Origin of the sequence: Solimonas soli DSM 21787, assembly GCF_000474945.1 — a bacterium.
Taxonomy (GTDB): Bacteria; Pseudomonadota; Gammaproteobacteria; order Nevskiales; family Nevskiaceae; genus Solimonas; species Solimonas soli.
This window is the reverse complement of sequence record NZ_AXDW01000010.1, coordinates 45,935-68,233: the sequence shown is the minus strand read 5'-3', so window position 1 is coordinate 68,233 and position 22,299 is coordinate 45,935. Positions and strand designations below refer to the sequence as shown.

17 protein-coding genes are annotated in these 22,299 nt (G+C 69.3%); 2 read left to right on the top strand and 15 right to left on the bottom strand.

The window, feature by feature from the left end:
* Positions 1–122: 122 nt before the first annotated feature.
* The gene (locus K344_RS0106200) at positions 123–506 is read right to left on the bottom strand and encodes a YbaN family protein (RefSeq protein ID WP_028079938.1); all 384 of its coding nucleotides are present in this window, start codon (positions 504–506) and stop codon (positions 123–125) included.
* 151 nt (positions 507–657) lie between these two features.
* Here K344_RS0106200 and uvrA point away from each other — a divergent pair, with 151 nt between their 5' ends.
* Entirely contained in the window at positions 658–3,513 is a 2,856-nt protein-coding gene (gene uvrA, locus K344_RS0106195; RefSeq protein ID WP_028079937.1) for an excinuclease ABC subunit UvrA, read from the top strand.
* 162 nt (positions 3,514–3,675) lie between these two features.
* A complete protein-coding gene (locus K344_RS0106190) occupies positions 3,676–4,380 on the top strand; it encodes an SIR2 family NAD-dependent protein deacylase (RefSeq protein WP_028079936.1) in 705 nt (234 codons plus the stop codon).
* A 203-nt stretch (positions 4,381–4,583) separates the two neighbouring features.
* On the opposite strand, the gene K344_RS0106180 is transcribed toward K344_RS0106190, so the two are convergent.
* From K344_RS0106180 to K344_RS20455, 14 genes are all read right to left on the bottom strand, one after another.
* Positions 4,584–6,731, bottom strand: a complete 2,148-nt coding sequence (locus K344_RS0106180; protein WP_028079935.1) for a prolyl oligopeptidase family serine peptidase — start codon at positions 6,729–6,731, stop codon at positions 4,584–4,586.
* A gap of 201 nt (positions 6,732–6,932) precedes the next feature.
* Positions 6,933–7,973: a Rieske 2Fe-2S domain-containing protein gene (locus K344_RS0106175; RefSeq protein ID WP_051361946.1), complete on the bottom strand. Its 1,041-nt coding sequence runs from the start codon at positions 7,971–7,973 to the stop codon at positions 6,933–6,935.
* A 120-nt stretch (positions 7,974–8,093) separates the two neighbouring features.
* Positions 8,094–9,116: a hydrolase gene (locus K344_RS0106170; RefSeq protein WP_028079933.1), complete on the bottom strand. Its 1,023-nt coding sequence runs from the start codon at positions 9,114–9,116 to the stop codon at positions 8,094–8,096.
* Positions 9,117–9,193: 77 nt separating this feature from the next.
* A complete protein-coding gene (locus tag K344_RS0106165) occupies positions 9,194–9,520 on the bottom strand; it encodes a high-potential iron-sulfur protein (protein WP_028079932.1) in 327 nt (108 codons plus the stop codon).
* A gap of 96 nt (positions 9,521–9,616) precedes the next feature.
* The gene (locus tag K344_RS20470) at positions 9,617–10,999 is read right to left on the bottom strand and encodes a heavy metal sensor histidine kinase (protein WP_245586131.1); all 1,383 of its coding nucleotides are present in this window, start codon (positions 10,997–10,999) and stop codon (positions 9,617–9,619) included.
* Positions 10,996–11,685, bottom strand: coding sequence for a heavy metal response regulator transcription factor (locus K344_RS0106155; RefSeq protein WP_028079931.1), 690 nt, complete (start codon positions 11,683–11,685; stop codon positions 10,996–10,998). The genes K344_RS20470 and K344_RS0106155 overlap by 4 nt, the downstream gene beginning before the upstream one ends.
* A gap of 205 nt (positions 11,686–11,890) precedes the next feature.
* Positions 11,891–12,601, bottom strand: a complete 711-nt coding sequence (gene nfi, locus K344_RS0106150; RefSeq protein ID WP_043113937.1) for a deoxyribonuclease V — start codon at positions 12,599–12,601, stop codon at positions 11,891–11,893.
* A 452-nt stretch (positions 12,602–13,053) separates the two neighbouring features.
* Positions 13,054–14,664: an Aq_1262 family (lipo)protein gene (locus K344_RS0106145; RefSeq protein WP_084197057.1), complete on the bottom strand. Its 1,611-nt coding sequence runs from the start codon at positions 14,662–14,664 to the stop codon at positions 13,054–13,056.
* Between the two features lie 8 nt (positions 14,665–14,672).
* A complete protein-coding gene (locus tag K344_RS20465; protein ID WP_043113935.1) occupies positions 14,673–15,917 on the bottom strand; it encodes an alkaline phosphatase family protein in 1,245 nt (414 codons plus the stop codon).
* Positions 15,918–16,064: 147 nt separating this feature from the next.
* Positions 16,065–17,606 carry an ATP-binding response regulator gene (locus K344_RS0106135; protein ID WP_028079928.1) on the bottom strand — a complete coding sequence of 514 codons (1,542 nt, stop codon included), beginning with the start codon at positions 17,604–17,606 and terminating at the stop codon, positions 16,065–16,067.
* Between the two features lie 35 nt (positions 17,607–17,641).
* A complete protein-coding gene (locus K344_RS0106130) occupies positions 17,642–19,123 on the bottom strand; it encodes an ATPase domain-containing protein (RefSeq protein WP_028079927.1) in 1,482 nt (493 codons plus the stop codon).
* Positions 19,124–19,298: 175 nt separating this feature from the next.
* The gene (locus tag K344_RS20460) at positions 19,299–20,711 is read right to left on the bottom strand and encodes an alkaline phosphatase family protein (RefSeq protein ID WP_051361945.1); all 1,413 of its coding nucleotides are present in this window, start codon (positions 20,709–20,711) and stop codon (positions 19,299–19,301) included.
* Between the two features lie 120 nt (positions 20,712–20,831).
* Positions 20,832–21,062, bottom strand: coding sequence for a hypothetical protein (locus tag K344_RS24605; protein WP_245586130.1), 231 nt, complete (start codon positions 21,060–21,062; stop codon positions 20,832–20,834).
* Positions 21,062–22,237, bottom strand: a complete 1,176-nt coding sequence (locus K344_RS20455) for a TAXI family TRAP transporter solute-binding subunit (RefSeq protein WP_245586129.1) — start codon at positions 22,235–22,237, stop codon at positions 21,062–21,064. Before K344_RS20455 ends, K344_RS24605 begins: the two co-directional genes overlap by 1 nt.
* Positions 22,238–22,299: the final 62 nt, after the last annotated feature.

Genomic DNA, 22,299 nt, shown 5'->3' with positions numbered 1-22,299 from the left:
GGAAAAGCGCAATGGAGGGAGCACGATTCGCGCCAACCCCGGGGCCGCCACTGGCCGGCCGCGGTCGACGCTGCTTCACCTCGCTGTGAAGGGCCCGCCCGGGATCCGGCGGCGGGACGTCGCTATGGTACCGCGCCGGGCGCCGCGCCGCGCCCCGGCTCCGGGCGCAGCCACAGCCAGACGGCGACCGCCGCCATGCAGGCGGTGAGCAGTTCGGCGACCCACAGGCGCCTGACGGTGGCGAACAGGATCACCGCGCTCAGGCTCATCATCACCGTCGCCATCCACTTGGCGCGGCGGCTGACCGAGCGGGTTTCGCGCCAGTTGCGCAGCACCGGGCCGAAGCGCGGGTGGCTTTCCAGCCAGGCGTGGAAGCGCGGCGAGCTCTGCGCCGCCGCCCAGCCGGCGATCAGCACGAAATCGGTCGTCGGCAGGCCGGGCACGAAAATGCCGACGATGCCGATGGCGAGGCTGATGACCGCGACGGCGAGCAGGACGTAGCGCATGCGCGAAAGTTTACGGCGGGCACCGGCGGCGCCCAAGGCTTTCCGGCCGGCGGTCGACGCCCGGCTACGGGCGGCGGCGCGTCGGCGTCTTTCATGTGGCACCGGCAGCCCCTATATTGGTCCGTTCACGCTTCCTGCACGTCCCCCCCCGATGGACTCGATCCGTATCCGCGGCGCCCGCACGCACAATCTCAAGAACGTCTCGCTCGATCTGCCGCGCGACAAGCTGACCGTGATCACCGGCCTGTCCGGCTCCGGCAAGTCCTCGCTCGCCTTCGACACGCTGTACGCCGAAGGGCAGCGCCGCTATGTCGAATCGCTGTCGGCCTACGCGCGCCAGTTCCTCGGCCAGATGGACAAGCCGGACGTCGACTCGATCGAGGGCCTGTCGCCGGCGATCTCGATCGAGCAGAAATCGACCTCGCACAACCCGCGTTCGACGGTCGGCACCGTCACCGAGATCTACGACTACCTGCGCCTGCTCTACGCGCGCGTCGGCACCGCGCGCTGCCCGGACCACGAGGTCGCGCTCGAAGCGCAGTCGGTGTCGCAGATGGTCGACCACGTGCTGTCGCTGCCGGCCGAGTCGGCCTGGCTGCTGCTGGCGCCGGTCGTGCGCGGCCGCAAGGGCGAGCACAACGAATGGTTCGAGCAGGCGCGCGCGCAGGGCTTCGTGCGCGTGCGCGTCGACGGCAAGGTCCATGAACTCGACGACGTGCCGGCGCTGAACCGCAAGCTCAAGCACGACATCGAGATCGTCGTCGACCGCTTCAAGGTGCGCGCCCCCCCCGCCGCCAGCAGCGGCGGCCCGAACGATGGGTTCAAGCAGCGCCTGGCCGAATCATTCGAGACCGCACTGCGCCTGTCGGAAGGCATCGCCTACGTCGTGCCGCACAGCGGAACGGGCGACGAGATCACCTTCTCGTCGAAGATGTCCTGCCCGCACTGCGGCTATTCGGTCGAAGAACTCGAACCGCGCCTGTTCTCGTTCAATGCGCCGCACGGCGCCTGCCCGAAATGCGATGGTCTCGGCCAGATGCAGGTGTTCGACGAGGAGCGCGTCGTCGCCCATCCGGACCGCTCGCTCGCCGATGGCGCGATCCGTTCGTGGGACAAGCGCAATCCGTACTACTGGCACTTCGTCACCTCGCTCGCTAGGCACTACAAGTTCGATCCGGACAAGCCGTTCGAGAAACTGAGCGCGAAAGTCCGCAACGTGCTGCTGTACGGCAGCGGCGAGGAGCGCATCGACTTCCAGTATCCGGACGAACGCGGCCGCCTGCAGACGCGCAATCACAAGTTCGAAGGCATCATCCCCAATCTCGAGCGCCGCTACCGCGAAACCGAATCGGACGCGGTGCGCGAGGAACTGGCGAAGTACCTCAGCAACAAGCCTTGCCCCGAGTGCAACGGCCAGCGCCTGAACCGCGCCGCGCGCCACGTGTTCGTCGCCGACCGCAACCTGCCGTCGATCACCGAGCTGTCGGTGCGCGACGCCGAAAGCTTCTTCGCCAAGATGAAGCTGCCCGGCCACAAGCAGGGCATCGCCGACAAGATCATCAAGGAGATCGGCGCGCGTCTCGGCTTCCTCAACAACGTCGGCCTCGATTACCTCACGCTCGCGCGCAGCGCCGAGACGCTGTCCGGCGGCGAGGCGCAGCGCATCCGCCTCGCCTCGCAGATCGGCGCCGGCCTGGTCGGCGTGATGTACGTGCTCGACGAACCGAGCATCGGCCTGCACCAGCGCGACAACGAACGCCTGCTGCAGACGCTGTTCAAGCTGCGCGATCTCGGCAACACGGTGATCGTCGTCGAGCATGACGAGGACGCGATCCGCCACGCCGACCACGTCGTCGACATCGGCCCGGGCGCCGGCGTGCACGGCGGCCGCGTGATCGCCGAAGGCACGCCGAAGGCGATCGAGCGCAACCGGGAATCGATCACCGGCCGCTATCTGTCGGGCATCGAGGCGATCGAGGTGCCGAAGCTGCGCACGCCGCCTCAGCCGGACAGGCACATCACGATCCGCAAGGCGCGCGGCAACAATCTCAAGAACGTCACCGCCGAAATCCCGCTCGGCCTGATCACCTGCGTGACCGGCGTGTCCGGCTCCGGCAAGTCGACGCTGATCAACGACACCCTGCACGGCTACGCGGCGCGACTGCTCAACGGCGCCGGCACGCAGCACGCGATCTGCGACGGCATCGACGGACTCGATCAGCTCGACAAGGTCATCGACATCGACCAGTCGCCGATCGGCCGCACGCCGCGCAGCAATCCGGCGACCTACACGCAGCTGTTCACGCCGATCCGCGAACTGTTCGCCGGCGTGCCGGAATCGCGCGCGCGCGGTTACGAGGCCGGCCGCTTCAGCTTCAACGTCAAGGGCGGCCGCTGCGAGACCTGCGAGGGCGACGGCGTCATCAAGGTGGAGATGCACTTCCTGCCCGATGTCTACGTGGTCTGCGACACCTGCCGCGGCCGCCGCTACAACCGCGAGACCCTGGAGATCCGCTACAAGGGCAAGTCGATCGACGAAGTGCTGAACATGACGGTCGAGGAAGCGCTGGAGTTCTTCAAGCCGGTGCCGGCGCTGCGCAAGAAGCTCGAAACGCTGATGGATGTGGGGCTCTCGTACATCACGCTCGGCCAGAACGCGACGACGCTGTCTGGCGGCGAGGCGCAGCGCGTCAAGCTCGCCAAGGAACTGTCGAAGCGCGACACCGGCCAGACGCTGTACATCCTCGACGAGCCGACCACCGGCCTGCACTTCCACGACGTCGCGCAGCTGCTCAAGGTGCTCGAACGCCTGCGCGACCACGGCAACACCGTGGTGATCATCGAGCACAACCTCGACGTCATCAAACGCGCCGACTGGCTGATCGACCTCGGCCCCGAGGGCGGCAGCGGCGGCGGCGAGATCGTCGCGGTCGGCACGCCGGAAGACGTGGCGAAGAACGCGCGCTCGCACACGGGGCGCTTCCTGAAGCCCTTGTTGAAGCCCTGAGCGCAGCGTGCCTCGCGGAGTGCAAATGCATTCCCGCGAACCCTCCTTCGAGGGCGTAGGGCGGGAGTCCAGGCACCGCGTGTCGGTGCTTGCCGCTCTGGATTCCCGCTTTCGCGGGAATGACGTGTCATTTTTTTGAGTGAGCGCACAGGGGTTCCCCTCATGTCGCCAATCGCGCTGTCCGACTTCCGCTCCGTCGTCTTCTTCATCGGCGCCGGCATGTCCGCCGAGTGCGGCGTGCCGACCTATCGCGGCAGCGGCGGCATCTGGGCGCAGTACGACTACGGCGAATACGCCTGCCAGCGCGCGTTCGACCGCAACCCGCGGAAGGTGCTCGATTTCCACGAGCTGCGTCGCAAGACCGTGCTCGACTGCGCGCCGCACGCCGGCCATCACGCACTCGCGAAGCTGCAGGCGGCGCAGCCGCGGCTGCACGTCATCACGCAGAACATCGACGGCCTGCTGCAGCGCGCCGGCGTGCACGTGGCCGCCGAGCTGCACGGCTCGCTGTGGCGGGTTCGCTGCGCACGGCACGGCGTGCACGAAGACCTCGCCGCCGCACGCTACGCGACACGCGCCTGTCCCGACTGCGGCGCGCCGCTGCGTCCGGACATCACTTGGTTCGAGGACATGGTCGACGAAGACGTGTTCGCGCGCGCCGGCGAATTGATCGCCGGCTGCGAGCTGTTCGTCTCGGTCGGCACCTCGGCCGTCGTCTACCCGGCCGCGAGCTTCATCCCGCTGGCGCAGCGCAAGGGCGCGCTGATGGTCGAGATCAATCCGGAAGCGACCGAAGCGTCGAAGCTGTTCATGCGCACGCTGCGCGAGCCGGCGAGCGTGGCGCTGGTCAACGGCTTCGCTCCTTGAATGGCCGCCCCATTCCCCTCTCCCCTCGTTGAAGGGAGAGGGTCGCCGGATCGGGCGGCGTCCGGCGGACGCCTTTCACCCTGACCCGCTCTCCAGCGCCGCGCGCCGCGACAGCGGCCGACGGCGCGTGCACCGCGGATCGCCGCGACGCGCGGCGCCGCACGAGCGGCCCGATGCCATGCGCTCGCGGGCGCCATGTGCGCTCAGTGCGCCGTCGGCCTGAACTGCGGGTCGCCGAAGGCCCACAGGAAGAACGTGAAGATGTCGGTCCAGTCCGAATTCTCCTGCGCGGACGTGTCGGCGAAGTGGCCGCCATCGAAGTTCACGCGCAGCAGCACCGGCTTGCCGCTGCCGGTCGCCGCCTGCAGCGCCGCCGCCATCTTGGCACCCTGCCACGCATCGACGCGCGGATCGTTGGCGCCGGCGGTGACCATCACGTACGGATACTTCACGCCCGGCTGCACGTGGTAGTACGCGCCCATGAGATACAGCGCGTCGAAGCCTTGCTGCGTCGTCACCGAACCGAATTCGGGAATGTTGGCCGGGCCATTCGCGCCGGTCTCGAAGCGCAGCGAGTCGGACAGCGGCACGCCATCGACGGCGGCGGCCACGAGGCCCGGCTCGGTCGTGATCGTCCGGCCGATCAGGATGCCGCCGGCACTCTGGCTCCAGATGCCGAGCTTCGCGCTGCTGGTGTAGCGATGGTCGATGAGCCAGTGCGCGCAGGCGATGAAGTCCTCCCAGGTGTTGTGCTTGGAGAGCTTGTAGCCGCCCATGTGCCAGGCCTCGCCCTTCTCGCCGCCGCCGCGCACATGCGCGACCGCGAGAATGCCGCCGCGCTCGATCCACGCGTTCACGCGGCGCGCATAGCTCGGCGTCCACGCATCGCCATAGGCGCCGTAGCCGATCATCGCCGTCGGCGCGCTGCCGTCGAGCCTGGCGTCCTTGCGCCGGATGATGCTGAGCGGAACCGGCGTGCCGTCCTTCGCCGCCACCGTCACTTCCTCGACGACATGATCGAGCGGATCGACGCTGTTCTTCTCAATCAGGCCCGTCGCGACGACGTTGCCGCTGCCGGTGTCGTAGCGATAAAAATCGCCCGGACGGATCCACGAATTGAGACGCAGCAAGGCGCCGGGCACGCTGCTGCTGGCGATGATGGTGTCGACCTGCATGCCGTCGGGAATCGCCACGCGCGTGACCGACGGCTTCGCGCCGTAGGCCACGCGCAGCGCCGCTCCTTCGCCATTGCTGACGACGCGCAGATACAGCGCGTCGGCGCCGCCATGCAGGACCTCGGTGCCCAGCCCGGTGCCGCTGGTCAGCACCAGGTCGCCCGGCGGCACGATCACTTCCGCCCTCGCGAAGTCCGGATCGCGCGCGTCGAGCCGCAGCAGCTTGCCGTTCGGCGCGCCGGCGAAGCTGACGACGTAGAGATCATCGCCGTGCAGCCAGGCGTCGGTGACCCTGTCGTCGAGCGTGGCGGCGCGCCGCCATTTCGGTCTGGCACCGCCCTTCTTCGGCGCCAGATAGATCGCGAGATCCGGATCGACCCCCGGCAGGACATAGGCGACGAGATACGGCGCGTCCGGCGCCGAGAAGACGAACGGCAAGTGGTAGTCAGGCACTTCGATCAACGGTGTCGAGCCCTGCGCCAGCAGCACCGCATCCTTGGCGTCGTCGCTGCCGAGGCGATGCAGGCGGGCGCGCGGGCGCCGGAATTTTTCGAGCGGCGAGGCGTCCGGCGGCAGATCCTGCAGCGCCAGGTAGTAGTAGGACTTGCCGTCGCTGTCGAAGGCGCCCGTGCCCATCACGCGCGGCAGCGCGTCCGGCAGTTGTCGTCCGGTGACGGCGTCGATGAAGCGCCCCGTACCCAGCTCCTCGCCGCCTTCCGAGAGTGTCACGGCCACCACGCTGCCGTCTTGGTTCGGCTCGTAGCCGTCCATGCTGACGTGACGCCCCGGCTTGCTGAGCGTGTTGAGATCGAGCAGCGCGCGTTCGGCGCCGCCGCCGGCCGGCCGCACGCACAGGGTTTCCTGGCTCACGCCCCGGGCGCGCTTGCGATAGAAGATGCGGTCGCCCGCGAGCCTCACGTCCTTGATCGAGTACGGCTCCGCGTCGAGGTAGCGCTGCATGTCGGCGGAGAACGCGGTGCGACCCGGCATGCTGTCGAGCAAGGTGCGCGTGTAGTCGTTCTGGCCCTTCATCCAGGCCTGGCTCTGCGCCGACTTCTGGTCCTCGAGCCAGCGGTAAGAGTCCGTGATGCGGACGCCGAAGTAATCGTCGGTGACCGGCTGCACCGCTGCCTTCGGTGGGTCCAGCGCCGCCGCCGCACCCACGGTGATGAGCATCGACAGTCCTAGCCCGCGAACACAGAAGCGCCCGATCCGCTCGTCCATTCCCGCCCCCGATTGATCCCAGTCGAAGACGCATCCTAAACGCAAAAATGCGCCGCAATGCGCAACGTCACGGTGGCAACCGTGACGCACTGCGGTGCAGGCGCGCCGCCGCCCCCCGATCGGGGGGCATTTTGTAGTCGGCTGGCGACGACTTCAGATCCTCGCCATCACCTCCGGCGAAGCGACGTAGAACTGGCGGAACCACTTGCGGAACTGCAGCACCGGGCCGTCGCCGTCGCAGAGCAGCGGCTTGTGGCGGTACTTCTTGTTGTTCCAGATGATCATGTCGACGCTTTCGAAGCCGGCGCTGGTTTCGCCTTCGGCCTCGTGCACCATGTGCTCGATCAGCTTGCGGGCGATGTGCAGCTCGCGCGAGCCTTCCGGATAGGCCTTGTGGCGGAAGCTCATGTTCATCTTCGTCAGCTCGCGCGTGATCGGCTGCGTATACGAGAACAGCGTGGCGCTGACGCCTTCCTGCGTGAACGTCACCGTGCCGACCGCGCCGGCGCCCCAGGTCTGGCCGACGATGTAGCCGCCGCCGATGTCGAAGCGCTGCATGTGCTGTTCGTATTCGACGTGGATCGGCGGAATGCCGGCGGCGCCGTGCAGGAACTTCAGGTGCGCGACGTCGACGCTGTTCTCGACGATCTCCTGGATCGCCGTGCTCGCTTTCCAGTTGCCGCGCTGCTCGCCGACCCAGCCCTCGTCTTCCATGCACGGGATATGCGGCAGCTCCCAGCCCGGCGGTTCGGCGCGCGGGTGGAACCAGGCCCAGATCTGGCCGTAGCGCTCCCGCGTCGGCAAGGTGCGCAGGATCGGCTGCTTGCGCGCGATCGGCGGCACGACCTTCGCATACGGCACGGCCGTGCACAGGCCGTCGACGTTGTACTGCCAGTGATGGAACGGGCAGCGCAGATCGTCGCCGCAGACCGAGCCGCCGTGACCCATGTGCGCGCCGAGGTGCGGACAGTACGGATCGGCCATGCCGACCTTGCCGTTCTGGCCGCGGAACAAGACCCACTCCTGATCGAAGAGCTGCACGTTGCGCAGCTCGCCCGGCTTCAGGTTCTCGGAGAAATCGACGAAGAACCAGCTGCTCGGAATCGGGAACGGGCAGCGCTCCAGCGTCCGCGACTCCAGCAACTGCGCAAGGTCCGGCGCCGAACGGCCGGTTTCGATCTGATCGTCAGGCATCGCAGGCACTCCACAACGGCCTCAGGTTTCAACGCAGTATGGCGACGACCACCCTGGCGATTCATGCTGCATTTGCAGGGCTCTTCGCCTCTCCCTGCACGGCCGATCAGCGTGCAGGGGTCATTCGTCGAATCGCGATCGCGCCGGCATCGCCTGCTCCAGCCATCCGGCGATGCGCTCTTCGAGCCACCACGACCAGCGGCCGCGCGCGTCGGCGGCAATGAAGCCGACGTGGCCGCCGCGCTTGGCGATTTCCAGGGTGACCGGCGGTGCGAGGGCTTCGGCCCTGGGCAGGATGCTGCGCACCATGAACGGATCGTCGGCGGCGTTGATGACGAGCGTCGGCCGCGCGATCGACTTGAGAAACTGGCCGCAGGAACAGCGTGCGTAATAGTCGCGCGCGTCGGCGAAGCCGTTCAGCGGGGCGGTGTAGACGTCGTCGAACTCGAAGAAATCGCGCACGCGGCGAATGCCGGCAGGGTCGATGCCGGCGGAAGCGAGCAGCTCGTGCTTGCGCCCGATCATGGTCTGCAGCTCGCGGATCATGTGCTTCTGGTACAGCCGCGCGAACCCGGTGCGCAGCTTGTCGGCGCACGGTTCGAGCAGAAACGGCGCGCTGGCGGCGGCAGCGGCTTCGACCGGCGCGGCATCGCCCTCCTCGCCCAATGCCTTGATCGTCACGTTGGCGCCGAGCGACCAGCCGACGACCGCGAGCCGCGCCTGCGGATCGCGTTCTTTCAGCAGACGCAGCAGATAACGCAGATCGGCGGTATCGCCGTGGTGATAGCTGCGCGCGAGGCGGTTCGGTTGATCGGCGCCGCCGCGCAGTTCGAGCGCGGCGACGCGCCAGCTGGCGTCGACGAGCAGGCGGCCAAGGCCGCGCAGGTACTTGGAGAACAGACCGCCGCTCAGGCCATGCACGAGCACGGCGACGCGACCGCCGGGCTTTTCGACGCCGGCCCAGCCGATGCGCACGAAATCGCCGTCCGGCAATTCCAGCGTTTCAATCGCGAAATCGATTTTCGGCGATGGTCGCAGCAGCGTCGGCAGCAAGGTCTGCGCGTGCGGGCCGCGCAGCCAGGGATGAGGGCGGAATTCGCTGCGGATGATGCGGCCATGCGCCGCGCGGGACGGTGCGTTCATGCCGGCATTATGCCGGCGTGCCGCAGCGGTCCAGCGGCCCGCGCGCCAGCGACGCGCGGGCCGTCACGCCAGGCCGCTCAGGCCTTCGGCGCGTATGCCGCGCACCAGCCCTTGGCGGCGACCAGCTTGCCGCCGAAGGCGCCGCAGGGCGCGTAATCGCCCTTGGCGGCGGCGGCCTGATATAGCGCGCAGGTCGCGCAGTGGCTGCCCTTCTTGTAGGTCGGCGCCTTGGCCGCGTCGACCTTCGAGGCGTCCTCGGTGTAGTTCAGGGCCTTGGCGGTCGGATCGTTGACGGACAGCTTCTCCTGCGCGTTGGCCGGCGCGGCGATGAAACCGCAGGCGGCGACGGCGGCGAGCGAGGTGGCGGCGGTCTTCAGGAAATCACGGCGGTCGATGGACTTCATGTCTCGTCTCCTTGATCGGGACGTAGAGGGGGAACGGCAGGCGATGATGCCGCGTCCGGCGCGGCAATGACGAAAGCGTTCTCGTTTCCGGACGCCTCAGGCGGCGACGGTGAAACCGATCGTGTTGATGCCGTCGCGGCTCTCGGCGAACACCGTGCCGCCGTGCATCGTCGCCACGGCCTTGACGATGGCGAGACCCAGGCCGTGGTTGGCGCCGCCGCTGCCGCGCGAAGGATCGACGCGGAAGAAGCGCTCGAAGATGCGCCCGACGTACTCCGGCGCGATCGGCGCGCCCGGGTTCGCCACGGCGATCCGCACGCCGTCGCCCTGCGGCGCGATGCGCACGCGAATCTCGGCGCCGCGCTGCGAATACTGCACGGCGTTCTGCAGCAGATTGGTGATGGCGCGGCGGAACAGCGAGGTTTCGATGCTGGCGCGCACGTCGCCCTCGACGTGCACCTGCATGCCGGCCTCGTCGAGCACCACGTCCATGAATTCGACCGCCTTGCCGACTTCCTCGGCGAGCGACACCTGCGCGCGCGTCTCGGCCTGCGCGCCCTGATCGGCGCGGGCCAGGAACAGCATGTCGTTGATGATCGCGCGCAGGCGATCGAGTTCCTCGAGGTTGGACTGCAGCACGTCCTCGAGTTCCTGCGGCGTGCGCCGCTTGGCGAGCGCCACCTCGGTCTGGCCGATCAGATTGGTCAGCGGCGTGCGCAGCTCGTGCGCGACGTCGGCGCTGAACGCCTGCAGGTGCACGTAGGCACGTTCGAGGCGGTCCAGCGCGCCGTTGAACGAGGCCGCCAGCTCCGACAGCTCGCGCGGCAGCGGCACGAGCTCGAGGCGCTGCGCGAGGTTCTGCGGCGACAGGCTCTGCGCCTCGCGCGACAGGCGGTCGAGCGGCGCCAGGCCGAGGCGCGCGACCCAGTGCCCGAGCATCGCCGCGAGCGCCACGCCGAGCGCCGAGATCAGCGCCAGCGCGACCGCGAAAGTGCGCTGCGTGCGCAGGTAGGGCGAGACGTCGATGGCGACGATGAAGCGCACGTCCGGACGCTCGCCGGCGGCGGCAATGGTGCGCGCGAAGCTGCGCAGCGGTTCGCGGTGCGCGTCCGATTCGAGCTGGCTGAACCCGTCCGGCACGTCCGGATGGAGCGCGGCGAACTCCTCGACGTCGCCGAAGCGGAAGCGCGGATCGGCGCTGAGCGCCCAGAACTGCGTGCTTTCGTCGCCGGGCGTGAGACCGGCGAGGCGCGCCTGCACGAAGTCCCACTTCGAGGCGTTCTCGCAGTGCTCGATCAGCTGCTCGCCGAGATGGAACTTGGTGATCAGCTCATTGAGCTGCTGGCGCTCCAGCTCCGTGCGCAGCACCCGATCGAGCGCCACGCCGACCAGCGTGAAGATGAGCACGGCGACCGCCGCGAACATCAGCGACAGCCGCCGCGCGATCGAGCTGCCGCGCATCGCCGCCAGTCCGCTCAATCGGCTTCGTCCTCGCCGTCGCGCGATTCGAGCACATAGCCCATGCCGCGAATGGTGTGCAGCAGCTTGTGCTTGAACGGGTTGTCGATCTTCGCGCGCAGGCGCTTGATCGCCACTTCGACGACGTTGGCGCTCGATTCGAAATTGATGTCCCAGACCTGCTCGGCGATCACCGTCTTGCTGATGATCTCGCCCTGGCGGCGCGCCAGCGCGGCGAGCAGCGCGAACTCCTTGGCGGTGAGATCGAGCCGCTTGCCGTCGCGCCAGGCGCGGCGGCTGAGCAGATCGATCTGCAGATCGCCGACCGTGATCTGCATCGGGTCCTGGCCGCGGCCGCGGCGCGCGATGGCCTGGATGCGGGCGACCAGCTCGAGGAAGGAGAACGGCTTGACGAGGTAGTCGTCGGCGCCGTCGCGCAGGCCCTTGACGCGGTCGTCGACGCGGTCGCGCGCGGTCAGCATGATCACCGGCGTCTGCTTCACGGCGCGGATCGCGCGCAATACGGCGAAGCCGTCGGCGCCGGGCAGCATGACGTCGAGGATGATCAGGTCGTAGTCGTACTGCAGCGCGTAGTGCTGGCCGTCCGGCCCGTTGTGCGCGACCTCGACGACGTAACCCTGTTCGGTGAGGCCGCGCTGCAGATAGTCGGCGGTCTTGGTTTCGTCTTCGACGATGAGGATCTTCATCTGTGCGGATTCTCGTTGCAGGCTGCGGTGACGGTCAGCGCCGCGGGCGCCGGCGCGCGGCGGCGCGCCGCTGCGGATGCATGAGCAGGCGCTGGCGCATGGCGCGAGTCCGTGACTGTAGCCGAGGGCATAGTGTCGACCGCTGACGCATCGCTGACAACAGCGTCACGCAGGCCCGTCGCGGCGCCGTCGTCGTGCGCGCGGCTCAGCGCCGGCGCGCGGCGGCCTTCGCCTCGCGCTGCGAGGCGAGGCGATCGGCGAGACGCGTCGGCTCCGGCAGCCGGTAGCGCGTCAGCGCGCGCAGCACGAGTTCCGGCGCCGTGGCCAGGCTGACGCGATGTCCCGGCGACACGATCAGCGGCGCGACGCGGTCCTTGCTGCGCAGCAGCGTGCCGATCGGCGTCCCGCCGTCGAGCAGCGGCGTCCGCGCGCCGCGCGACTCGCCGAGCGGCGCATGCGTGCCGACCAGGATGGTCTTGGCGACGCCGATCGTCGGCAGGCCGCTGGCGACGCCGAGATGCGCGGCGATGCCCAGCCGGCGCGGATGGGCGATGCCATGGCCGTCGACGTAAACCAGCTGCGGCACTTCCGGCAGCGCGCGCAGCGCCTCGAGCAGCGCCGGCAGCTCGCGGAACGAGAGCAGGCCCGGCACGTAGGGCATCGTCGTCGGCCTGCGCACCAGCACCTCGGCCTGCGGCACCAGACGCTGCGCATCGAGCAGCACGGCGGCGGCGCGCGTGATCGTGCCCTGCTCTTCGAAACCGACATCGACGCCGGCGATCAGCCGCGGCGGCGCGAAGTCATCGACCAGCCGCACCCGCGCGGCGAGTTCACGCTGCAGCCGGCGCGCACCGGCGATGGTGCCGTCCCAGCCGGCGAACGCATCGGGATCGACGGGATAGATCTTCGCGTCCATCGCCGCATCGTCGCATGCGGGGCGCGATGTGCAAGGGGCGACGCGGACTGGCGGAGGGGAACGCGCTTGAGCCCTCTCCTCCTCTGGAGGAGAGGCTTGGGTGAGGAGGCGCGACGCCGGATGCGGGCCGCGGCGCGCGCCGCGCGCGCCCACCTCCCCTGGCCCCTCCCCCCCAAACGGGCGGAGGGGAATCGCGCTTGAGCCCTCTCCTCCCGTGGAGGAGAGGCTTGGGTGAGGAGGCGCGACGCCGGATGCGGGCCGCGGCGCGCGCCGCGCGCGCCCACCTCCCCTGGCCCCTCCCCCCGCGAGCGGGCAGAGGGGAATCGCGCTTGAGCCCTCTCCTCCTGGGGAGGAGAGGCTTGGGTGAGGAGGCGCAGCGCCGGATGCGGGCCGCGGCGCGCGCCCCACCTGGCCCCTCACCCCCGCAAGCGGGCCGAGCGGAATCGCTCGGCTCAGCGCGCGGCGGAGGCGTCGAGCCACAGGCGGCCGTCCTGGTAGACGTGGCCGTCGGCCTCGCGCAGGCCGGTCTCGGCGCCGTCGATGCGGCGATGCACGTTGACGGCCGGCGTCGGCAGCGCGTCGCGGCCGAGCGTGAAGCGCTGCTCCCGCACCAGCGCGCGATAGGCCTTGTCGAGCGCCAGCGCGCGCTCGCGCGAGGGCAGGATCAGCGCGGCGACCGATGCCGCGCGCACGCGCGCTTCGTCGAGCCTGCCGTCGGGGAAGAAGCGCGCGAGCATTTCCGCGTTGGCGCGGTATTCGTCGCCGCCGCGCGCGCGGCGCAGGTAGCGCAGGTACTCGGGCTCGTCGCTGCCGGCCTGCGGCCAGTCGGTGAGCGCGGCGAGGCTGGCGTAGCCCCAGCCGGGCGCGCCCGGCACCTTGCGCGGCAGGCTGAAGGAGCCGTCAACGGTGACGCCGATGCCGCTGTGGCAGCCCATGCAGAACATCTGCTCCTCGCGCGTCTGCAGGCGCAGCCTGCCGTCGGCCTGTTCGATGTAGGCCTGCAGCTGCCAGCCGTACTCGCTGAAGATGCCGCTGAAGGCGTCGCCGCCGAAGTACGGCCAGCCGCCGTTCTGCAGTTCGCGGGCGTCCTCCTCGTACTTCAGCGCCAGATGGGCGTCGTCGAGCTGGAAGATCTTGCGCGCATAGCGCAGTTCCTTGAGGCGGCGCGCGCGCTGGTCCGGCGCATCCGGATCGAGGTAGTAGACGCCGTGCATGAACTCGGTGCCGGGCGGATAGGCGTAGCGCTTGACGGCGATGGCCGCCGCCGCGCCGGCGTAATGCGCGGGCAGCGCGGCGATGCGCGTCGCCTCGGCGACACGCCCGTCGCCGTCGAGATCGAAGCCGGCGACGCGCTCGTCGAGCGCTTCGGTCGGCAGATCGAGCTCGCCGTCGCCGCGCGTGTCGGGCAGCGCGACCGCCGCTTCGACGATCGCCAGATTGATGCGATAGACGGCGAGCGAGGCCGCGCCGCGCGCGTCCTCGCGGAACGCGGCCGGCAGGCGGATCATCACGTCGTCGGCCGCGCCGTTGGTCGGCCAGAAGGTGCCCGGGAAGGGCTTGTAGCGGAACGCGCGCCAGCCGCTGCCGTCGCGCGCGAAGCCGTCGTCGGCGAAGCCGCGCGCCAGGTCGAGATCCGGCATCCAGCGCGGCCGCTTCGCCGCCGGCAGGCGGCCGAGCGCCGTGCGCAGCGGCGCGTAATTGTCCTCGCGCACGTAGCGCAGGATGTCGGCGTCGGCCTGCGCGGCGATCGCCGCGCGGCGGTCGACGTAGAGATTGCTCCAGTGATTGACGCGGCCGAGCGGATTGAGCTGGTACTGCGCCTGCAGCTGCCAGTCGTCGGCGGCATTGAGCTGGTTCTTCGCCGTGTGGCAGACCCAGCAGGGATTGGCGGCGCCGTCGGTCTTCGTGTAGCACTGCGGCGGAATGTGCGCGAGCACATTGTCGATGCGGCCGCGCGCCTTCTCGGCGGCGGCGGCGGCCGTGGGATCGTAGGCCGGCGCGCAGGCCGCGAGCGCGAGCGCCGCGGCCAGCGCCGCGCCGATCGCGCGCAGCGACGCGGCCAAGGCGCCGCTCAGTTCGCCGCCGGCCGCGCCGGGAAGGTCGGCATCACCTTGCTGTAGACGTCGCTGCCGAAGCTGCACGGCTGCTTGCTGTTGTCGCAGGCGCTGCCGTCGGCGGTGTCGCCGTCGGCGGCATGGCCGAGATAGGCCACGCCGAAGATGTCGGCGACGCTGCGCAGCAGCGAGTAATGGTTGTACGGCTGTGTCGACACCGTGCCCGGCTTGATGAACGGCGAGATCAGCACCGCGCCGACGCGGCCGCCGCCGGGGCCGAGAATGCCCGGCTGCAGGAACAGCTGCGCGGCCGTGCCCTTCTCGCCGCAGCAGGCCGTGCTGTCGTCGCCCGGGCCGTTCGATTCGTCGTAGGTGATGATCAGCAGGCCGTCCTTCTTGAAGGCCGGCGAGTCGAGGATGACCGGCACCCACTGCTGCAGGAACTTGTCGATGCCGGCCAGCCCGCCGACCGTGCCGTCGGCGCAGTTGCTGTCGTGGCCGTCGGCGCAGAGATCCGGCGTGATGAAGCTGTAGGCCGGCGTGGTATCGATGCGCTTCAGATCGTCGAGCAGGGCATCGTCGAGATTGACGACGTGCTCGTCGCAGTACGGCAGGTCGTCGATCACGCTGTGGAAATAGACGAAGGGATTGTGGCGCGCCGCGTACTGGTCGTCGGCGGTTGCCGACTGCGTGCCGTCGACGCCGCCGATCGTGCCGTGCCCGCAGGTGCGCGGGCCTTGCGGACGCGCGTCGGAGGCGGCGAGCGCCGGATCGTAGCGGCTCGGGTCCTTGCCCATGTCCTGCATGTAGCCCTTCCAGCTGATGCCGGCGTCGCGGAACTCGTCGGCGAGCGAGCGCACGCTCTTCGGATAGATGCAGCCGACGCCGCGAACCTGGCCGTCGATGATCACCGGCAGGATGAAGTCGGGCAGGCCCAGCGCGCAGTCGGCCTGCGTCAGCGAGTTCGGGCCCTGGCCGCTGATCATCGAGATGTAGTTGTCGAGGCTCGCGTGGCCGGTGCCGTAGTAGTTCTCCAGCAGCGCGCCTTTCTTAGGCAATTCCCGGCCGAGATACGGCGCCTCGGTGTCCGGACCGAAGCTGCGGTCGTAGTTCTTGTTCTCCAGCACGATGATGAAGACGTGGCCGACGGCGTCGCCGCTCTTCACCGGGCCGCCGCTGTCGCTGCTGCTGCAGGCGCCGAGCAGGGCGAGGGCCGAAGCGGCGAGTGTCGCGCGCAGGCGGACGAGAAACGACTTGTGCATGGACCCGCTCCCCAAGATGCGATGCCGTCAGGACCGCCCTGACGCAGCCGATGCCCGCGTTGCGGCACCCGGCCCCCGAGCGCGGGAGTGTAGCGGAGCGCCGTGTCGGCGATTTGACAGGGCGCGCCAGGCCGGCACCGCGCCGGTTCAGGCCGCGGGCGGGCGGACGCGGCTCAGCAGTTCGACCAGGGCCGCGATGTCGACCGGCTTGGTCAGGTGATGATCGAAACCGGCCGCGCGCGTATCGAGAATGTCGTGCCTCTGGCCCCAGCCGGTCAGCGCGATCAGCCGCAGCGCCTGGCCTTCGGCCTGGGCGCGGATGCGCCGTGCCACTTCCAGACCGCTGATGTCCGGCATGCCGACGTCGAGAATCGCGACGTTGATGCGCCGCGGATCAGCGGCGCCGAGCGCCTGCGCGCCGCTGTAGGCGATGTCCACCGACGCGCCGAAGCGCTGCAGCAGCAGGCCCAGCGAGTCGGCGGCGTCGCGATTGTCGTCGGCGATCAGCGCCCGCAGGAAGGACAGGTCGGGCTCGGCGGCGCGGTCGTCGTCGGCGGCGGCGGCGTCCGGCGCCGGCGCGAGCGGCAGGCGCACGGTGAAGCGGCTGCCCTGGTCGCGGCCGGCGCTGGCCACTTCCACCGAGCCGCCGTGCAGCTCGGTCAGGCGCTTCACCAATGTCAGGCCGATGCCGAGCCCGCCCTGCGCGCGCGTGCGGTTCTGCGGCACCTGCATGAACAGCTCGAAGATGCGCGCCTGGTCCTCGGGCGGAATGCCCATGCCGTCGTCCTGCACCTCGATCGCCACCTGCGCGCCTTCGACGCGCACGGCCAGCGCGATGTGGCCGTTGCCGAGCGTGTACTTGGCGGCATTGTTGAGCAGGTTGGAGAGCACCTGCGCCAGGCGCATGGGATCGGCGTCCAGGTAGACCGGCGACGAGGGCAGCGTGACGCTCAGCTGGTGGCGCTGCGCATCGATCAGCGGCTGGCTCGACTCGACGGCGGTGCGCACCACGGTCGCCACGTCGATGCGCTGGCGGTGCAGGTCGAGTTCGCCGCGCGTCACGCGCGAGACTTCGAGCAGGTCGTTGACCAGCCGCGTGAGATTGCCGAGCTGGCGCAGCATCATCTGCCCGAACCTCGCCATCTTCTCGTCGCGCGCCAGCCAGGGCTTGAGGATGTGCAGGGCATTGCTGATCGGCGCCAGCGGGTTGCGCAGCTCGTGCGCGAGGATCGCGACGAACTCGTCCTTGCGCTGATCGTTGAGACGCAGGCGCTCCTCGACCTCGGCGCGCTCGACGAGGTGCTGGCGGATCTGGTACTGGCGGCCGCGCGCGCGCAGCGCCGCCTGCACGGCGCTGACGAGCGCCGCGACGCGCGTCGGACGCACGAGAATGGTGACGTTGCCGAGCCGCTGCGTGGCGCGCGCCAGCGCGGTCGAATCGGTATTGGGCCGCGCCAGCACCAGCACCGGCAGGTCGGACCAGGCCGGCTGCCGATCGAGCCACTGCGCCAGCGGCTGCTGCCGCGGCAGCGCCTCCTCGGCGAGCAGCAGCGCGCCGGCGCCGGCATCGAGCTCGGCGCGCAGGTCCTCGATGTCCGCGCAGGCCACCACGCTGACGCCGTGCGGCGCGAAGGCCTGGCAGGTGAGCGCGGCATCCTTGACCGTCGGCGCCAGCAACAGCACGCGCATGTCGCTCGCAACGCTGGCCGCGGCCGGGACCGTGTTCAGGACTGCGACTCCATCAGGCCGTCCTGCTCGCCCTGGAATACCGGCACGCCGGTCAGCACGCCGTGGAAATCCCGCAGCGGCTGGCCGATCTGGATCAGGCCGCCGGCCATCTTGAACTCGCGGATGCTGCGCTCGTGGGCGCCGCCGCGCTTCTTGACCACCGAGATCGCCTGCCGCACCTCGCCGCGCGCTTCGAAGTAGCGCATCAGGATCACCGTGTCGGCCAGATAGCTGACGTCGACCGGCGTGGTCATGTTGTTGCCGATCAGGCCGTGATGCGCGCTGACCATCAGCGTCGCCACGCCGAGCTGGCCGAGGAAACTCAAAAGTTCGTGCAGCTGGATGATGAGGAACCGCTCGCCCGGCATGGCGTTGAGATAGCCGTTGAGGCTGTCGATCACCACCACCGACACGCCGTCGCGCTCGACCGCGGCGCGGATGGCGTTGGTCAACTCGCCCGGCGAAAGCTCCGCGGGATCGACCTGCTTGATCGTCACCTGGCCGGAATCGATATGTGGCTGCAGACCGATGTTGAGCTCGCCGGTGCGCTTGACCAGCGTGCTGAGGCTTTCGTCGAACAGCAGCATCAGCGCCTTCTCGCCGCGCAGCGCGGCGGCGTGCACGAACTGCGCGGCCAGCGACGACTTGCCGGTGCCGGCGGCGCCGGCGATCAGCGTGCTCGTGCCGCGTTCGAGGCCGCCGCCGATCAAGGCGTCCAGCGCCGCGATGCCGCTGGCGTAGCGCGTCATCTCGACCGCCTTGCGCGCCTCGCTGGCGACCAGCCGCGCGAACACCTTGAGACCGCCGCGCTCGATGATGTAGTCGTGGTAGCCGCCGCGAAAGCGCATGCCGCGGTACTTCACGATGCGCAGGCGGCGGCGTTCGGTGCCGTAGTCGGGATTGAGCTGCTCCAGCGAGATCACGCCGTGCGCGATGCTCTGCACCTGCAGATCGTGATCGGTGCTGGTCATGTCGTCGAGCAGCATCACCGTGCAGTTGCGGCCGCTGAAGAACTGCTTGAGCGCGAGGATCTGGCGGCGGTAGCGCAGCGAGTTGCCGGCCAGCAGGCGCAGCTCGGACAGGGAATCGAACACCACGCGCTTCGGCTGGATGCGCTCGACGTCCTCGAGGATGGTGCGCGTGGTCTCGCCGAGCTCCACCTCGGACGGATGGAACATGGTGTACTGGTCGTCGGGCCGCAGCGCCTCCTCGGAAGCGGCCAGTTCGCGGATGGCGATGCCGTCGAACGACCAGCCGTGCGAGGCGCCGACCGCGCCGAGTTCGGCGATCGACTCCGACAGCGTCACGTACAGCGTCGGCTCGTTCAGCTTCACGCCGGCGAGCAGGAACTGCAGGGCCAGCGTGGTCTTGCCGGAGCCGGGCACGCCTTCGACGAGATACAGACGATTGGGCGTGAGTCCGCCGCCGAGGACGTGATCGAGTCCGTCGATTCCGGTGGAGATCAGCGTCATGGTCATTCGGTTCTCCGCGTCGCTTCCACATGCAAGCCCGTCGACCATGGACGAGGTTGCCTGAACGTGGGCTGTGCGCGTGCCGAACCGATGTGCGCGGGAAAATTCGCCGGCGATCCGTGCCGCCATCTCACGAATAGGCGAACGACGGCGCCGCCTGCCGGCCCGCGGCGCCGTTGCCTCAGGCCGGCGGTCTCAGACCGGCGGCCAGCGCCGCCTGCACCAGCGACTGCCATTCCTCGACGTGCTCGGCGTGACGGTTCATGACGTCCGCGTAGCGCTCCGGCGTCATCGTGCTCTTGGCGTTCGACAGCTGCGCCGAGCAGGCCTGCCCGAACGAAGCGTCGTCCGGCACGCCGAAGACCGGCGCGTCCAGTTTCGGTGCCGATGAGAAGTCGAGGATGCGTGCAAAGTTCATCGACGTCGCACCGCGCGCGCCGAGCGGCGCGAAACCGAAGCGCCAGGCGATCATGTTGAGGATCGAGTTCGGATCGAGCTGCTGCTTGGCGATGTGGCCGCGCTTGACGCGCGGGCCGATCGCCATGCACGGCACGCGGAAGCCGAGACGGCCGTCGTTGCCGGTGGCCTGGTATTCCTCGTAAGTCACCGGCGCGAACGGCGGCTCGACGTGGTCGTAGAAGCCGCCCCACTCGTCGTAGTTGATGATCAGCAGTGTCTTCTCCCAGGCTGGGCTCGTGCGCAGCGCGTCGTAGATCGCGTTGAGCAGGACCTGGCCCTTGCGAATGTCGGCGAGCGGATGATCGTCGTTCGAGGTGCCGGCGCCCTCACCGAGCATCGACGGATCGATGTAGGTGACGTCGGCGAGATCGCCGCTGGCCGCGTCCTTGAGGAACTGAGCATACGGACGGATGTTGGCGACGCCCGGGTTGTGGCCGGCGAATTCGAAGCTGACCAGCGCCCAGCCGGCGAGGTCGCCGTAGTAGTAGCGGCCGCTGCGGCCGACGCTCTTCAGCGCGTCCCACACCGTCGGCTGCGAGAAGAAGGTGATGTCGTTGTTCTTCTTGTCGGTCTGGCCGGCGTGCATGTAGTAGCGGTTCGGCTGCGTGGGGCCGAGGATGCCGGTGAAGTAGCGGTCGCAGAGCGTGAAGTTCTCGACAACGCCCTTGTAGAACGGCAGGTCGTCGGCCGTGTAGAAGCCGATCGGGAAATCGTCGCCGACCGGCTGCGTCAGCAGGAAGCCGTCCATCTTGCCGCCGTTGAGATGCGTGCGGCCGGCGTCGTAGCCGTGATCGGGATCGGCGAGCTGGCAGTTCTGGTAGTCGGTCAGATGCCGCGCCGCGACCGCATTGCCGTCGCTGTCGAGCAGCTTGAGCCTGGACGTGTCGACTGTCGTCGCGCCCGGCACCCAGCTGAAGTAGTGATCGAAGGAGCGGTTCTCCATCATCACCACGACGATGTGATCGATGCCGGACGCTTCGGGATCGGGCAAGGGCTGCGAAGCCGCGTCGTCACCGGAGTCGGAACCGCCGCAGGCCGCCAGTCCGGCGGCACCGGCCGAGGCGGCGATGCCCGCCAGCACACGGCGCCGCGTCAGATCAACCGGCTTGCCGCCATCGTTGCCATTGTTGCCCATTGCCGCGATTCCTCGTCGAAAAGACGGAGGACCATAGATGCGCTGCTTGTCGGCACCATGACAAGCGGCGCGCGCGCCGATGGTAAAAACGCATCAGGCGCCGCGCTCGCGGCACCGCTTTCAGCGCCGGGCGCCGAAGATCGCGGTCTCGTCGTCCGCCGGCTTCGCCGCGCCCGGCGCGAGGCTGTCGCGCACGAAGCGGATGTGGCGGCGCAGGATGTAGGCCTGGTCGGCGAAGGCGCCGGGCATCTTGGTGCCGACCACCGCCTTCTCGATGCGATCGAGCTGTTCGATCATCGCCGTGCGCTGTTCCGGCGTGGTCGGTTCGGCCATGGCGCGTTCGAGCGCCATCAGCTCGCCGTAGTGCCGGTAGAGGCGACGGCGAATGCGCCAGCCGTAGAGGTCGGGCGCGAAGCGCAGGCCGGAATCAGCACGACGATGATCGGCACCAGCACCAGCGCGACGCGGTTGACGAGGCTGGCCAGCCAGAACGGCAGATAGCGGTATGCGAGGCTCTTGCCGGACTTGTAGTAGCGCGCGGCGTCCTCGCTCATCGGATAGTCGTGCTCGATGGCGTGCGGGAACTCGCCGGGGTTCTGCATCAGCGAACCGCGGCCATGCACTTCCTGGCCGGCCTCGACGAGCAGATCGGACAGCGCCGGATGCAGATCGGCGTGCGCGAGCAGCTCGACGGTCGGCGCCAGCATGGTGATGCGATGGTCGGGCAGGTTGGCGCCGAGATCGAAGGCGCCGGCCGGCAGCTCGAAGCGGTTGAGGTAGCGGTAGCGCCGCTCGTAGGCCTCGCCCTGCACGAAGTCGAACAGGCGGATGCCGTCGGCGTGCAGGAGCCGGCGCACGGCGCCGAGATTCGCCGAATCGCCGGACAGGAAGGCGGCGTCGATGCGGCGGTCGAGCAGGGCCTGCGCCGCCTCGCCGCCTTCCAGATCGAGGAACTGCGTCCTGCCGCCGGGTTCGATGCCGTTGCCGTCGAGCAGGGTGATCGCCAGCACGCGCGTGCCGCTGCCCTCGTGGCCGACGGCGATGCGCAGGCCGTCGAGCTCGGACAGGCGCGTGATCGGCTTCGGCGTGCGGTAGAAGATGGTCACCGGCTGGCGGAACATGGTGCCCAGCGAGACGATCTCGTCGGTGCCGTCCTTGCGCGTCACGCCGGACTGCACGAGCGCGATGTCGACCCGGTTTTCGGCCAGCAGATCGAGATTCTCGGCCGAGCCGTGCGTCGCCACGATGCTCAGCTCGATGCCGTTGCGCGCGAGAATCTGCCGGTAGCGCTCGGCGATGTTGCGGAAGTTGCTGCCGTCCGGCCCGCCCGCCATCACCAGATGCCGCGGCGGCGCCGGCCGCACGAAGTGCAGCGTCGCGTAGATCGCCGCGGCGCTGAGCAGCAGGATCGGCAGCAGCGTGGCGACCGCATCGCGCCACGACACCACCGACACCGGCCGCAGGCCGAGCAGGCGCCGACGCGCCCCTTCGATTTTCGTCTTCTTCGAATTCCCGCTTTCCGTCACGGCGCATCCCGGCTGGCTCGATGCGCGCAGCTTGCCAGAACCGCGGCCGCCGTCCACGCCGG

Excerpts from the sequence above, each read along its gene's own strand:
- K344_RS0106130 (WP_028079927.1), bottom strand. The coding sequence starts at position 19,123 with ATGACCATGACGCTGATCTCCACCGGAATCGACGGACTCGATCACGTC.
- K344_RS0106180 (WP_028079935.1), bottom strand. The coding sequence starts at position 6,731 with ATGCTCATCACCGTGGGTGCGGCGGCGGCGCTGGACCCACCGAAGGCA.
- uvrA (WP_028079937.1), top strand. The coding sequence starts at position 658 with ATGGACTCGATCCGTATCCGCGGCGCCCGCACGCACAATCTCAAGAAC.
- K344_RS0106165 (WP_028079932.1), bottom strand. The coding sequence starts at position 9,520 with ATGAAGTCCATCGACCGCCGTGATTTCCTGAAGACCGCCGCCACCTCG.
- K344_RS0106135 (WP_028079928.1), bottom strand. The coding sequence starts at position 17,606 with ATGCGCGTGCTGTTGCTGGCGCCGACGGTCAAGGATGCCGCGCTCACC.
- K344_RS0106190 (WP_028079936.1), top strand. The coding sequence starts at position 3,676 with ATGTCGCCAATCGCGCTGTCCGACTTCCGCTCCGTCGTCTTCTTCATC.
- K344_RS0106175 (WP_051361946.1), bottom strand. The coding sequence starts at position 7,973 with ATGCCTGACGATCAGATCGAAACCGGCCGTTCGGCGCCGGACCTTGCG.
- K344_RS20465 (WP_043113935.1), bottom strand. The coding sequence starts at position 15,917 with ATGCACAAGTCGTTTCTCGTCCGCCTGCGCGCGACACTCGCCGCTTCG.
- K344_RS0106155 (WP_028079931.1), bottom strand. The coding sequence starts at position 11,685 with ATGAAGATCCTCATCGTCGAAGACGAAACCAAGACCGCCGACTATCTG.
- K344_RS0106200 (WP_028079938.1), bottom strand. The coding sequence starts at position 506 with ATGCGCTACGTCCTGCTCGCCGTCGCGGTCATCAGCCTCGCCATCGGC.
- K344_RS20460 (WP_051361945.1), bottom strand. The coding sequence starts at position 20,711 with ATGGGCAACAATGGCAACGATGGCGGCAAGCCGGTTGATCTGACGCGG.
- K344_RS0106170 (WP_028079933.1), bottom strand. The coding sequence starts at position 9,116 with ATGAACGCACCGTCCCGCGCGGCGCATGGCCGCATCATCCGCAGCGAA.
- K344_RS24605 (WP_245586130.1), bottom strand. The coding sequence starts at position 21,062 with ATGGCGCTCGAACGCGCCATGGCCGAACCGACCACGCCGGAACAGCGC.
- nfi (WP_043113937.1), bottom strand. The coding sequence starts at position 12,601 with ATGGACGCGAAGATCTATCCCGTCGATCCCGATGCGTTCGCCGGCTGG.